Annotated in this window: 13 protein-coding genes and 1 riboswitch; of the genes, 12 read left to right on the top strand and 1 reads right to left on the bottom strand. The window is 45.5% G+C overall.

Annotated elements, in window-relative coordinates; all coding sequences use genetic code 11:
- Nucleotides 1–111: 111 nt before the first annotated feature.
- The 5 genes from QWY22_RS12055 (at nt 112) to QWY22_RS12035 (ending at nt 5310) form a co-directional block, all read left to right on the top strand.
- Nucleotides 112–828, top strand: coding sequence for a response regulator transcription factor (locus QWY22_RS12055; RefSeq protein WP_300981114.1), 717 nt, complete (start codon nt 112–114; stop codon nt 826–828).
- Nucleotides 821–2602, top strand: coding sequence for an ATP-binding protein (locus tag QWY22_RS12050; protein WP_300981113.1), 1782 nt, complete (start codon nt 821–823; stop codon nt 2600–2602). The genes QWY22_RS12055 and QWY22_RS12050 overlap by 8 nt, the downstream gene beginning before the upstream one ends.
- 45 nt (nt 2603–2647) lie before the next feature.
- Nucleotides 2648–3181 (top strand): RNA polymerase sigma factor SigX, encoded by a 534-nt coding sequence (sigX, locus tag QWY22_RS12045; protein WP_300981112.1) that lies wholly within the window; start codon nt 2648–2650, stop codon nt 3179–3181.
- Nucleotides 3171–4367 (top strand): hypothetical protein, encoded by a 1197-nt coding sequence (locus QWY22_RS12040; RefSeq protein ID WP_300981111.1) that lies wholly within the window; start codon nt 3171–3173, stop codon nt 4365–4367. Before sigX ends, QWY22_RS12040 begins: the two co-directional genes overlap by 11 nt.
- Nucleotides 4368–4449: 82 nt before the next feature.
- A riboswitch (FMN riboswitch) is annotated at nt 4450–4583 on the top strand.
- A gap of 148 nt (nt 4584–4731) precedes the next feature.
- A complete protein-coding gene (locus tag QWY22_RS12035) occupies nt 4732–5310 on the top strand; it encodes an ECF transporter S component (protein ID WP_036801850.1) in 579 nt (192 codons plus the stop codon).
- A gap of 131 nt (nt 5311–5441) precedes the next feature.
- Here QWY22_RS12035 and QWY22_RS12030 read toward each other — a convergent pair whose 3' ends face one another.
- On the bottom strand, nt 5442–5693 hold the full coding sequence (locus QWY22_RS12030; RefSeq protein ID WP_036801855.1) for a ferredoxin: 252 nt from the start codon (nt 5691–5693) through the stop codon (nt 5442–5444).
- A gap of 108 nt (nt 5694–5801) precedes the next feature.
- Here QWY22_RS12030 and QWY22_RS12025 point away from each other — a divergent pair, with 108 nt between their 5' ends.
- From QWY22_RS12025 to QWY22_RS11995, 7 genes are all read left to right on the top strand, one after another.
- Complete coding sequence (locus QWY22_RS12025; RefSeq protein WP_300981110.1) at nt 5802–6827, top strand: YpbB family protein; 1026 nt, start codon at nt 5802–5804, stop codon at nt 6825–6827.
- Nucleotides 6824–8248, top strand: a complete 1425-nt coding sequence (locus QWY22_RS12020; protein ID WP_300981109.1) for a RecQ family ATP-dependent DNA helicase — start codon at nt 6824–6826, stop codon at nt 8246–8248. The genes QWY22_RS12025 and QWY22_RS12020 overlap by 4 nt, the downstream gene beginning before the upstream one ends.
- A gap of 83 nt (nt 8249–8331) precedes the next feature.
- Complete coding sequence (tolA, locus tag QWY22_RS12015; protein ID WP_300981108.1) at nt 8332–9153, top strand: cell envelope integrity protein TolA; 822 nt, start codon at nt 8332–8334, stop codon at nt 9151–9153.
- 69 nt (nt 9154–9222) lie between these two features.
- Nucleotides 9223–9852 carry a CBS domain-containing protein gene (locus QWY22_RS12010; protein ID WP_300981107.1) on the top strand — a complete coding sequence of 210 codons (630 nt, stop codon included), beginning with the start codon at nt 9223–9225 and terminating at the stop codon, nt 9850–9852.
- 75 nt (nt 9853–9927) lie between these two features.
- On the top strand, nt 9928–10686 hold the full coding sequence (locus QWY22_RS12005) for a metallophosphoesterase (protein WP_300981106.1): 759 nt from the start codon (nt 9928–9930) through the stop codon (nt 10684–10686).
- 104 nt (nt 10687–10790) lie between these two features.
- Nucleotides 10791–11759 (top strand): YpdA family putative bacillithiol disulfide reductase, encoded by a 969-nt coding sequence (locus tag QWY22_RS12000; protein ID WP_300981104.1) that lies wholly within the window; start codon nt 10791–10793, stop codon nt 11757–11759.
- 87 nt (nt 11760–11846) lie between these two features.
- Nucleotides 11847–12815, top strand: a complete 969-nt coding sequence (locus QWY22_RS11995; RefSeq protein ID WP_300981103.1) for an asparaginase — start codon at nt 11847–11849, stop codon at nt 12813–12815.
- Nucleotides 12816–12935: the final 120 nt, after the last annotated feature.

Here is a 12935-nt window from a genome sequence, read left to right as displayed (position 1 = left end):
ATCTGGACAAACTAATGAGCCTTTTCCACTAGTGGAAAAGGCTTTTTATTTATTTTTGCAAATATTGGCGGTACAATGAGGAGTAAGAGACAAAAGTTGGAGGGGTTTACAATGTCTGAAGAAATTACAATATTGGTTGTAGACGACGAAGAAAGGATTCGCCGTTTGCTGAAAATGTATTTAGAGCGTGAAGGCTATATCGTTGAGGAAGCAGAAAATGGCGTCCAGGCTTTGGAGATGGCGACAGAAAAAGATTACCATTGTATACTGCTGGATTTGATGATGCCTGAAAAAGACGGCATCGAAGTCAGCACGGAACTCCGTGAAAAGAAAATGACGCCAATCATCATGCTGACAGCTAAAGGCGAGGAAGCAAACCGGGTCGAAGGGTTTGAGTCCGGTGCGGATGATTACATCGTCAAGCCGTTCAGTCCGAGGGAAGTCGTGCTGCGTGTAAAAGCAATTTTGCGCCGGTCATCAGCGTATTCGCCTGTGACGAATTCTTCTGTTTCAAAAGACTTGGTCGTGTTCCCTCATTTAACCATTGACCATGACGCGCATCGCGTCACGGCGGATAATGTCGAAGTAAATTTAACGCCGAAAGAATACGAACTATTGTATTTCCTGGCGAAATCTCCGGATAAAGTATTTGACCGGGAACATTTGCTGAAAGAAGTTTGGCATTACGACTTTTTCGGTGATTTACGGACTGTCGATACCCATGTGAAACGATTGCGGGAAAAACTGAACCGCGTATCGGAATCGGCGGCCAAGATGATTGTTACCGTTTGGGGCGTAGGCTATAAATTTGAGGTAGGAAATGAATAGAATATGGAATAGTGTAGTCGGGAAGCTGTGGATCACAATACTGCTTCTCGTTTCCTTTGTCCTTTTTATTGTTACGGTACTATTATTGGAGTTTCTTGGGAACTACCACAGCGAAGCAGTAGAAGAGACGTTGACAAAAGAAGCAGATACGATTGCCTCAATTTTCAACGACCACGCAGAAGTCAATATATCGCTGACGGTGATTGACGATATTTTGGGGCCGGAAACAAACGCCGTCATAGCGGCAGCCCCTCATGAAAGTACCTATTTTATCCATAATGGCATCAACGGGGACCAGCTGAGGGAAGAAATTTTGAACGAACCGGATTTCCAAAAAGTGTTCGAAACCGATGAAACTGTCATGAAGGAAATGCTTCTTCCGTCATTGACCGAAGAAGACATGCTGGAATCCTATATCGTGCTCGCCAGCCCATTGCAGACCATAGAGCAGAAACACGGAACGGTGTTCATCTACCAGTCACTTGAAGTAATGGACCGTACCGCGGAGCGGACCACAAACATCGTATTTCTTTCTGCTTTTATCGCCTTTATTTTAACGACATTTTTTGCTTTCTTTTTATCAACGCGTATCACTTCTCCGCTCCGGAAAATGCGTGAAGGCGCCTTTGAGTTGGCGAAAGGAAACTTTGATACAAAAGTCCGCGCAACTTCAAGCGATGAAATCGGACAACTGGCTACCGCGTTCAACCAAATGGGCCGCCAGTTAAAGCATCACGTTGAAGTGATCAACCAGGAAAAAGAACAGCTTTCAAGCATCTTGACTTCAATGGCGGATGCCGTGATTACGTTTAATCAAGATGGCACCATTCTTTTAAGCAACCCGCCTGCTGAAAAATTGCTGCAGCAATGGCTGATGAAAAGAGGCGTAGAAAAAGGGGAGCCGCTCCCTTCTGAAATGATCCATATGCTGGAGCATGTGCTCGATTACGAAGAGGAAATTCAGGAAGAACTCGAAATGGAAGGCGCTTACTACGCCATTACGTTCAGCCCGTTATACAGCGGAGATTCTGTCAGGGGAGCGGTCGCGGTTTTGCACAATATGACCGAGCAGCATCGCTTGGAAAAACTGCGGGAAGATTTTATCGCCAATGTGTCGCATGAATTGCGGACACCGATTGCCATGCTGCAAGGGTACAGTGAAGCGCTTCTTGACGATGTCGGTGCGACCGAGGAAGAGCGCCGCGAAATGACAAAAATCATTTACGAAGAATCCCAGCGAATGGGAAGGCTTGTAACCGATCTGCTGAATCTTGCCCGCATGGAATCCGGCTATATGCGCCTTTACAAAGAACTGGTACAATTCAATGAAGTGATTGAACGAATGACTTTAAAATTCTCTCAGGCAGCTAAAGAAACAGGCGTTCAGCTTTCGTTCACGACCGAGTTGGACGACTGGGCCGCAGCTGAAATTGATGAAGACCGCATTGAACAAGTAATGACAAACTTAATCGACAATGCGCTCCGCCATACACCGGCAGGAGGACAAGTGATTGTCAAAGTCGAACAAGAACAAGGGTATGCCAAGGTCTCCGTGAATGATACAGGAATCGGAATTCCCGAAGAAGACCTGCAATATGTTTTTGAACGTTTCTATAAAGCCGACAAAGCGAGAACGCTCGGCAAAAGCGGTACAGGATTAGGGCTTGCGATTGCCAGCAACATCATCAATGCGCATGACGGAAAAATTTATGCAGAGAGCACGGTTGGAAAAGGGACATCATTCGTTTTCCTGCTGCCTCTTAAAAAGATGTAACTTTTTGTAATCAGAGACGACTAATTCATAGAACGGGGGGAGTGTATGGATGACTCCGTTTTCCATCGCTTGTATGATGACTATCATCAGGACGTGTTCCAATTTCTCATTTATTTGGTGAAAAACCGTCATTTATCGGAAGATTTGATGCACGAAGTTTATATTCGGGTCTTTAAGGCTTATGACCGGTTTGAAGGAAAGAGTTCCGAAAAAACCTGGCTTTTTTCCATTGCCAAAAATGTAGCAATTGACCATTTCCGCAAAACGGCAGTCCGCAAAAAGCATTCAGCTGAGCATTTTGACTGGGAAACCCAGCAACTGACTTCCCCAGATCGCATACCGGAAGAAGTGGCTTCTTTAAATGAAGACAAAATATTGCTATACAAGACGTTGGATCAATGTACAGGGGACCAGAAAATGGTCATCATCATGCGTTTCTTCCAAGATTTATCGATTGCAGAAACAGCTGAGGTGCTGGGTTGGAGTGAAGGGAAAGTCAAAACCACCCAGCATCGTGCCATAAAAGCGCTGCGAGAAAAATTATCCTCTAAGGAAGGGGGAGAGGCAAATGCCACATAACAACTGGGATGATGAGCACATCGAGAATTTGCTGCGCGATTTCCCCGCTATCCGAGACGACCGGCCAAAAGAGGAAGTTTACCGGCGTTTAACCCCAAAAGAACCTGCCCGCAAACGGCAGAAACAGTGGCTGCCTCTGCTCGTAGCGGCTCTTGCTTTTATCACCATCGGGATATTGGTTGCCTCGATATTAAGCCAAAGCGGTATGGATTCAGCCCAGAACGAACAAAGTACGGAAAGCGGAGCAGACCAGTCTGCAGCTTCTACCGCGGAATCAGCAGAAGATCGGACGCTTCAGGAAGAAAACGCGGCAACCGGTGATGCAGAGACGTCCATTATGGAATCTGAAGATGCCGGGGCAGCCCGCATATCCATTTACGATGAAGACATGGAAGGGCATACGCTTTTTACGATTGGGGTTACTGAAAATGCATTTGTCATTCCGCTTTCTTTTTTGATTCCGGATGCCCAGATCATGAAGGACTTCGGCAAGGAAAATCCGAATACCGTTGAACTGTATAATCAGTACGCGAGCCAAATTGATGAACAAGCCCTTGGCTTTGATGAATACCATCCTTATGCGGGCAGAATTGCCATGGGCCCTGAAGGAGCCGAGCATATACTTCCAAGCGACCACCAGTACGATCTGGCTTCTGCAAGCATCGGCGTTTATACGTCTACATTGCAGGAAACTTTCCGTGATGCCGGTCAAGTAGCGGTATTGAATGAAGACGGCAGTCCGGTGGAGTTCGAAGGGATTGGACCGATGGAACCGGTTGTGACAGATGTAAAAAATGTTGCCTTTTACGCGTATACTACAGCGGCTGGAGAAACTTATTTAGCGCCTGGATATGGCATGCCTTTTGAAACGGCTACTGAAGCGTTTCAAGCCATGCAAGATTCGCCGAATGATTTCCAGAAAAGCACACTGCCAAAAGATATCGCTTTTTCAGTGACCGAAACGGATGATCTCGTCCAAATCGAATTTCAATCGCCTTTTGATTTCTCTTCTATGGAAGAAATAGATGCCCAGCGCATGATTGAAAGTTTTGCCATGACAGCCAAATCTTACGGCAAGCAAGTTCAATTGGCCAATACAAAACAACCGCAGTGGCTGGAGTATGATTTTACAATGCCCCTGAAAACACCGGTAGCAACCAACAATACACCTTGGACAATCAACTAACTGAAATAAACAGACACCTTGTAAACAATTTAGTTTACAAGGTGTCTGTTTTCTACTAAGATTAGGGTATAACAAAATATCGATTCATCTTCGGGGCAGGGTGTGATTCCCTACCGGCGGTAATTGGACAGTGGTCCATAAGCCCGCGAGCCGTAAAACGCAGGATTTGGTGAGATTCCAAAGCCGACAGTATAGTCTGGATGGGAGAAGGTGAAGGTGCGGACGTGTGTTGCTTATTTATAAGCACAGCGCTTATTAAATGTGCCTTTTCTCCCTTAAGTGAATGTACTTAAGGGTTTTATTGCGTAGATGGCCACATTGTCCAAACCTTTCTTCTGGTGAATCACTACAAGGAGAGAGGAATATGAAGAACAAAAAATTGCAGTCGATGATCGTCATTGGAATGTTGAGCAGCATCTCATTTATCTTGATGCTTTTCAATTTCCCTTTGCCAGCGCTACCCGCTTTTTTGAAAGTCGATTTTAGTGATGTGCCGGCTTTGATTGCCGCTATTACGATGGGGCCAGTTGCAGGGATACTTGTAGCATTTTTCAAAAATGCATTGGATTGGCTTTTTGCTGGAAGCCCTACAGGCGTTCCGGTCGGCCATTTGGCCAATTTTGTAACGAGCATTTTGTTTATTATGCCGGTCTACGTGATTTACCGCAAAATGGCGACAAAAAAAGGCATGGCTTTCGGATTGGCTGCCGGGACATTGTCTATGGCAATCGGCATGAGCGTATTGAATTACTTGGTGTTCTTGCCAATGTATACGTATTTCTTGAACATGCCTGCAGAAACAGGCAATGCGCTATTCGGCACAATCGTTCTGGGGATCTTACCATTCAACTTGATTAAAGGGCTGATTTTGACAGCTATTGTCCTGCTGATGTTCAGCAGTATGCAAAAGTGGATTGACAAGCAGCGCCTTTATTACCAATAAAGACATAGCAGGCTGAGCGGGAAGATTGAATTCCTGCTCAGTTTTTTTAGCCGCAAAAACAGGCTGACATGCAAAACAGGCGTTCACGAAAGCATCTTTGCTTTCGTGAACGCCTGTTTTAAAGTTTCAAATCAATCTTCATATTTAAGAGGGTCTCCGTCGAATGGAGCGTCTGCTACTTTGATCGAATCGGTTGGGCAACCTTCGAACGCATCTTCCATATCTTCCTCTAGTTCATCTGGAACTTGCTCTGTTCCCATGTTATTATCTAGAATAACAAACGCAATTCCTTCGTCGTCATAATCGTAAACGTCTGGAGCTGCTGCTCCGCAGGCGCCACAAGCGATACAAGTATCCTTATCGACAATGGTATACTTAGCCATAATTATTTTCCTCTCCTTTATCTCCGAACAAGTTCAGTTATACTACCGTAATTCATTCTAAAGGTGTTTGCCATGTTTTTCAACCAAAAAACGCTAGGGGGGCCGCTCTTGTTATTCGAGGAGCTTGTTATTACCATCATGAAAGCCATAAATTTGGAACGCACCATCTCTTCTCCTTTCCATTTGATCAAAGGAAAGAAATCAGGCCAAACCATCCAGGATGTCGGTTATTACCGGCTCCACCCGTATTTCGCAGTTATGCCAAATCTGGAAAAGCATCTTTACGATGAAGTGATCCGGAACTTATTTGCCCGTCAGCTGCTAAGAGACAATGATCAGGTGATCGATTTGACGGATAAAGCTTTGGCTCAGGCGATGCCGGAAACAACGCTCAATGGCTGGAAATACAGAGGCAACGAAGCTGTCTTTTTGAACCGTTTGTCTTTAATCGTCCAGACTCTATCTTATACAAGCCAGCAGACTAACCGATTCGATCCGGTACATAACGCAGAAGACCTGCAGTCGTGGGTCAAACATTATTTGAAAAAGATCAACTTTCGGGACCCGGCTTCTGTCGCCCGCTTTAAAGCGGAAATGATGGAAAGCCTGGAGTCTGCGGATGTCGAAGAACGCTCAAAAATGGTTCTGATGCAGCGTTTAACGGGCCTTGGGTGGAGCGGGATGACGTGGGAGCAGATTGCTTTAACGCATGATTTGCATGTCCTGGACGTTCAATTAGCGTCAGTAGAAGCTTTGCATGCTTGGCTTGATGTGCTGGAGGGGAACGGATTTTCGATGCTTTCCCCATTGCTTGACCAAGTCATTCAGCGGTCGGTTTTGACCGAGTCGACCCAGCGGACAGAGAAGTTGTTCGAAAGGGGCCTTTCCTTGGCTGAAATTGCTGCAATCCGCCAATTGAAAACCAGTACCATCGAAGACCATTTCGTGGAGCTTGCGATGAATGACCCCTTTTTCAATTTTACGCCTTTCATGACGTCAGCCATGTATGAACAAATTGTGAACGTCAGCAAAAAAAGAAACACGAAGCGCTTAAGAGATATAAAAGAGGAGCTTCCGGACGCGACATATTTCCAAATCCGTCTGGCGCTTGCGTTAAGGGAGGACCAGCCATGAAATTAGAAGAAGTGCTTTTTTCCGCCTACGGCTTTTCTTCATTCCGGCCCGGACAGCGGGAAGTGATTGAACAGGTCATAAAAGGCAAAGACGTGGTTGCGCTTTTGCCGACCGGCATGGGGAAGTCGATGTGCTATCAGCTGCCTGCACATATTCTGCCAGGCACGGTACTGGTCGTCTCGCCATTGCTGTCGCTGATGCAAGACCAAGTTGCCCAGTTGAAAAAAATGGGGGAGAAGTCTGTAGTGGCCATCAACTCCTTTTTGAAACCACAGGAAAGAGAGAAAATTTGGCAGACACTTGGCAGTTACCGTTTTATTTTCATCTCGCCGGAGATGCTGGTCCAGCCTTTTGTCAAAAAACAATTGGAAAAAATCTGCGTTTCTTTGCTTGTTGCAGATGAAGCCCATTGCATTTCGCAATGGGGATTTGATTTTCGGCCGGATTATCTCCGCATTGCGGAAATCCTTCCGATCTTGAAGTTTCCGCAAGTGCTGGCACTGACCGCTACAGCAACAGAAAAAGTTACCCAGGAAATCAAAGCATATTTAAAACTTGATGAGCCTTTTATATATAAGCATTCGATGGACCGGAAAAATATTGTCTATGATATAAAGAAATTCGAGGATTCTCGGCAGAAGTTGGAATGGCTCACGTCTTTTGTCCGCAAAAGTGCAGGCCCGGGAATCATTTATGCCGGAACGCGTAGAAAGTCGCAGGAACTTGCCGCTATTTTGATGGACCAGGGAATTTCCGCTTCGTACTATCATGGCGGAATGGAACACCAAGACCGCGTGTTTGTGCAGCAGCAATTCCAGAACGGTGAATTGGACTGGGTTTGCTCGACCAATGCATTCGGCATGGGCGTCCATATTTCAAACATCCGGCACGTCGTGCATTTTCAATTGCCCACTTCTGTTGAAGGGTATGTCCAGGAAGTAGGAAGAGCGGGGCGTGACGGCGAAGCGGCGCTTGCCACTTTGCTTTATGCAGAAGGCGATGAAGGCTTGCTGCAAAGCCTTGTTATGGACGAATTGCCGACGCGGCATGAAATCCAGCAAGTCGCTTCCCATCCAGCCGGCGCAGACCAATTGGTGGCTGACGGCATCGTGAGAGAAACTGCATTGCGCGTCATTGCTTATTGGCTGAGCCGGTTGAGCGAATCCGAAACCTTGCGCCAAATGGAATTTCTTCAAAGGGAAAAAATCAAGCAAGTGGATAAAATGAAGAAATTGGTCAATCTCCAAAGCTGCATCCGGGAGTATATCATCGAGTGCTTTGACCAGCACTTGAAAGGAAAGCCCGAGAATTGCTGCGTGAATGACGGCATTGATTATAGTGTTTTTGGCAAGCGCCTGGAGAAACCGCAGAAAGTAGTACTTGAGAGCTGGCAAAATCGTCTAAATGCACTATTGCCTTAATGACAATTTTCGGAAAATGACATTTACAAAAAGGGAATTTTTCGGCATAATGGAATTATTAGAGCAGATAGGGGTAGTCGACTATGGGAAAACAAAATTATCGTGAAGCAATTGAAAAAGGACGCCAGGAAATTGCAATTCAAAGCAGTACAGCAGCTTCTAGAAAGGCTTACCGCAAAGCGAATACGGTCAAAAAGAAGCCGAAAAAACGAAAGAATGTACTGCTGCCTTCCCTATTTTTCATGTTTATTTTACTCCCTGTAGCACTTCTTATATACTTGGCCGTTGTGTATGAGCCAGATGACACATTGACAACCAGCGCCGTGAACGATCAAGTCACCTTGGATACAAACCCTTCACCGTCTGATAACGCAGGTGTTCTTGCTGATGCAGAAGAAGACAAGAAGAAAGAAGAAAAACAAGCAAAAGAAGCAGCAGAAAAAGCTGCTGCTGAAAAAGAAAAAGCTGAAAAAGAAGCTGCTGCAAAAGCAAAAGCAAAAGCTGACGCCGACGCGAAAGCTGAAGCAGAAACGAAAGCAAAAGCTGAAGCCGAGGCAAAAGCCAAAGCTCAAGCGGAAGCAGAGGCTAAAGCCCAAAGCGAGGCAAAAGCGAAAGCTGAAGCAAAAGCGAAAGCCCAAGCGGAAGCCGAGGCGAAAGCAAGAGCTGAAGCAGAAGAAAAGGCGAAAGCGGAGGCTGAAGCAAAAGCCAAAGCTGAAAAAGAAGCCGAGGAAAAGAAAAATGCTTCTGGTAAAACCCATGTGGTGCAGCCAGGCGAGACACTTTACCGAATTGCCGTAAATACATACGGTGCTGCCGGAGCCAATGCAGGCGTTGCGAAGATCAAGCAGGCGAACGGATTATCCTCAAATGAATTAACCGTCGGCCGGACGTTAATTTTGCCATAAAAGAGGGAAACATAATTGTGACGGCGAAGTAATTATTGATAACGCATAGAAAAGGCAGAGGTGAACTGGATGTTTGTAAAAAGTGTAATGGTCAAAAGAGAAAAATGCCATACGGTTAAAATGGATGATTCGGTCCAAATTGGACTGGATTTGCTTGAACAGCACACAATAGATGCGCTTCCGGTGTTGGAAGGCACCACATACAAAGGTATTTTCACATGGTATCACGTATATCGTGCGTTTTTCCTTTCCGGCAAAAGCAAAGAAGAGTTTGTCAGTACGACTAAAGTCGGCGACGTAATGGTTAACCAGGGCGTCTATTTGCATCTCGATGACGTTTTTGAGAAAGCAATTGTGGAATTGAACGATTTTCCAATTATCGCTGTTGTCGAAAATGGCGATTTGCTCGGCATTGTCACGCGTTTTGACGTGATGAACCAGCTGCAAAGTGCATTTGGAATGGAAAAAGAAGGTGTGCGCATTACGTTTACTTCCGTAGAGTCGGAAGGCCGCATCGGCCGATTAGGTGATATAATTGAAAAGTTCAAGGAAGCAGTAATTTCATTGGTTACTTTTGATGAAACGGATAAAGTGGTACGACGAATCGTCCTTAAAATCAAGAAAAAGGACAACGTGGAACGTTTTGTGAAAGAACTTGAAAAATCAGGGTTCCGCGTATTGGATATCTCTGAAGACTGATTGACTAAACAAACATAAAGAGGCACAAGCAGCGCTCTGCTTTGCCTCTTTATTTAAATTGAAAGGATTTTTCAGATGAAATGGATTTATAAAAGCATGCTGGCAGCGCTGGCGTTGCTTCTTTTTATGTTCCGCAATGCTTATCAGCAAAATTTAAAAAGCGAGACAGTGGAATTGCCAGCCAAACACCCGTTCAAGCCGTTCCGATTAATGTTCATCTCGGATATTCACAGAAGAACATTATATGGGAACTTGGCAGCTCATCCCGTCGACATGGTCATCATTGGCGGCGACCTGGCAGAGAAAGGCGTGCCGCTAAGCCGCATTGAACGTAATTTACAAGTGCTCAGCGAACTGGGCGCATTGTACTTTGTCTGGGGCAACCATGACCGGCATGTAGGGGAAGAAGCGCTGCGCCAACTTTTTAAAAAATATAAAGTGACTGTTTTGGAAAATGAATGGGTGACGTTGTTTGGCAATCCGCATTTGAAACTGGCGGGCCTGGATTACTTTATTTATGAAAAAGATGCAGTTTCAAAAACTTTTTCAGGGGTTAAACCGGAAGACACCGTCCTATTTGTATCGCATACTCCTTCCATATTCAAATATGTCAGAGAAAATTATCCGGCTGATTTTTTGCTTGCCGGCCATACTCATGGCGGCCAGATACGGCTCGGGCGTTTTGGGATCACAGAAAAAGGGCATTTTCGGGAAACAAACGGCAAAATCGAGCTCGTCAGCAACGGATACGGGACCACCAAGCTGCCTCTCCGTTTAGATGCAGAGGCGCAATACCATATCTACACTATCCGGCCGAAATCGTCAGATTCTTAATAGCAGCTGGGCTCCTTTTCAAATACCCAAGTGTTTTTGATTGTCAGCACTAAAAAGAATCTTCTATGCTAAAGAGAGATTCTGATTGTGGGAGAGGTTTTAGAATGGAAAATGTAGATGCACTGATTATCGGCGGAGGGCCATGTGGACTAGCCGCAGCGATAGCCCTTCAAAAAGTGGGCATTCGGCCGATTGTTATCGAAAAAGGAAATATCGTCAATGCGATATACAATTATCCGACCCATCAGACGTTTTTCAGCTCCAGTGAAAAACTGTCGATCGGGGATATTCCGTTTATAACGGAAGACCGGAAAGCAAAGCGCAACCAGGCTTTGGTGTATTACCGGGAAGTGGTGAAGCGAAGCGGGCTGGAGGTCCGGCCGTTTGAAACTGTTTTGGCAGTAGAAAAAGAGCAGGACTTCACCATCCGCACAACTAAAAACACCTATCGCGCAAAATATGTCATAGCGGCCACCGGTTATTACGACAATCCGAACAAGCTTGACGTGGAAGGCGCAGATTTGCCGAAAGTGATGCACTATTTTAAGGAAGGCCATCCTTATTTTGACCAGGACGTTTTAGTGATCGGCGGCAAGAACTCGGCAGTGGATGCTGCACTTGAATTGCATAAAGCCGGAAGCCGCGTCACCGTGTCCTATCATGGCACAAGTTATTCCAAAAGCATCAAGCCTTGGATTTTGCCCGAATTTGACAGCTTAGTCCGTAATGGCGAAATCACGATGCTATTCGATTCGATGGTGGACAAGATTGGCGAGCGGGAAGTCGAGCTGACCGTCAACGATACGAAAGAAACGATTCCGAATGATTTTGTCTTTGCGATGATCGGCTATCACCCGGATCATAAATTCTTGAGAAATATCGGTATTGCCATCGACGACGAAACGGGCTGCCCCATCTTTGATGAAGAAACAATGGAAACGGAGACAGAGAATCTGTATATTGCAGGAGTGATCGCTGCCGGCAACAATGCTAACTCCATTTTCATTGAAAACGGTCGTTTTCACGGTGAGCAAATAGCAGATGCAATTGCAGACAAGGAAAGCGTACGCTAAGTGCGCTTTTTCTTGTTTTTAAAAGGAAAAATATATTGGTTCCTAGAGGCGATGGTGTAAAATAGGGTGGAGAAAGGGTGTTGGTTTATGAATAAAAAAGTGTCTTTGATTACCACAGGAGGAACTATTGCAAGCAAAGAAGTATCCAAGGGGTTGTTGAAATCCGGCGCAATTTCAGGCCGGGAACTGGCTGCATTGTGCCAATTGCCGGAAGAAATAGAAGTAAAGGTGATTGATGTTTTTCAATTGCCGAGCATGCATATCGGCTTCGATAAAATGCTCCAGCTTAGGGAAGCGATCCAAACCGAACTGGCTGATGAAACGGTGGATGGGATTGTTGTCACCCATGGCACGGATACTTTGGAAGAGACGGCTTATTTTCTGGATTTAACAATCAGCGATGACCGAACAATTGTGGTGACGGGATCGCAAAGATCACCCGATGAAGTTGGAACAGACGTCTACTCGAATCTGCGGAACTCCATTTATGTATCGGTCGATGAGAATTTAAAAGGCGTTGGCACGGTGGTCGTCTTTAATGAGCGGATTTACACAGCGAAATACGTTAAAAAAGTACATACCAGCAATCTCCAGGGGTTTGACTCGTTCGGCCACGGCTATCTTGGGATTATTGATAATGACGTAGTCAGTGTCTACCAAAAACCGATTTCCCATGAAGTCCATCAAGTAGGGGCCCGGCTGCCAAGAGTGGAAATTATCAAGTGTTATTCCGGCCAGGATGGGCATATGATTGATCTGCTGGCCGAAGGTGAAACGGCGGGAATTATTTTGGAAGCCGCGGGCCGCGGACAGGTTTCGCCTCATATGGTGGAAGCGATTGAGCGGGCTGTCCAAAAAGGGATAACGGTCGTCCTGACCACCAGTGCAGAAGAAGGCAAATCCTATCCAAGCTATAGCTATCCGGGAAGTGCCCACGATTTGATGTTGAAAGGCGTCCTGCTTGGAAGCGATTATGACAGCAAAAAAGCGCGCATCAAGTTGGCTGTTGTTTTATCGTTGGCAAAAGAAGTGGACATTAATACATTCAATAAATAAATTCGCTCGAATTAAATTAAAAAATGGATAATATTTACCATTGTTCCGTGCTATAATTAAGAGAAACGTCAATTGGTTAGGTGGATTTGTCCTTGCTGATTGCCGCATAATTCCATCGGA

Origin of the sequence: Planococcus liqunii (genome assembly GCF_030413595.1) — a bacterium.
GTDB classification, from domain to species: Bacteria; Bacillota; Bacilli; order Bacillales_A; family Planococcaceae; genus Planococcus; species Planococcus liqunii.
This window is presented reverse-complemented; position numbering and strand designations above follow the sequence as displayed.

Bases quoted from the DNA above. Each gene is read 5' to 3' on its own strand.
- QWY22_RS12055 (WP_300981114.1), top strand. From the start codon at position 112: ATGTCTGAAGAAATTACAATATTGGTTGTAGACGACGAAGAAAGGATT.
- QWY22_RS12050 (WP_300981113.1), top strand. From the start codon at position 821: ATGAATAGAATATGGAATAGTGTAGTCGGGAAGCTGTGGATCACAATA.
- sigX (WP_300981112.1), top strand. From the start codon at position 2,648: ATGGATGACTCCGTTTTCCATCGCTTGTATGATGACTATCATCAGGAC.
- QWY22_RS12040 (WP_300981111.1), top strand. From the start codon at position 3,171: ATGCCACATAACAACTGGGATGATGAGCACATCGAGAATTTGCTGCGC.
- QWY22_RS12035 (WP_036801850.1), top strand. From the start codon at position 4,732: ATGAAGAACAAAAAATTGCAGTCGATGATCGTCATTGGAATGTTGAGC.
- QWY22_RS12030 (WP_036801855.1), bottom strand. From the start codon at position 5,693: ATGGCTAAGTATACCATTGTCGATAAGGATACTTGTATCGCTTGTGGC.
- QWY22_RS12020 (WP_300981109.1), top strand. From the start codon at position 6,824: ATGAAATTAGAAGAAGTGCTTTTTTCCGCCTACGGCTTTTCTTCATTC.
- tolA (WP_300981108.1), top strand. From the start codon at position 8,332: ATGGGAAAACAAAATTATCGTGAAGCAATTGAAAAAGGACGCCAGGAA.
- QWY22_RS12010 (WP_300981107.1), top strand. From the start codon at position 9,223: ATGTTTGTAAAAAGTGTAATGGTCAAAAGAGAAAAATGCCATACGGTT.
- QWY22_RS12005 (WP_300981106.1), top strand. From the start codon at position 9,928: ATGAAATGGATTTATAAAAGCATGCTGGCAGCGCTGGCGTTGCTTCTT.
- QWY22_RS12000 (WP_300981104.1), top strand. From the start codon at position 10,791: ATGGAAAATGTAGATGCACTGATTATCGGCGGAGGGCCATGTGGACTA.
- QWY22_RS11995 (WP_300981103.1), top strand. From the start codon at position 11,847: ATGAATAAAAAAGTGTCTTTGATTACCACAGGAGGAACTATTGCAAGC.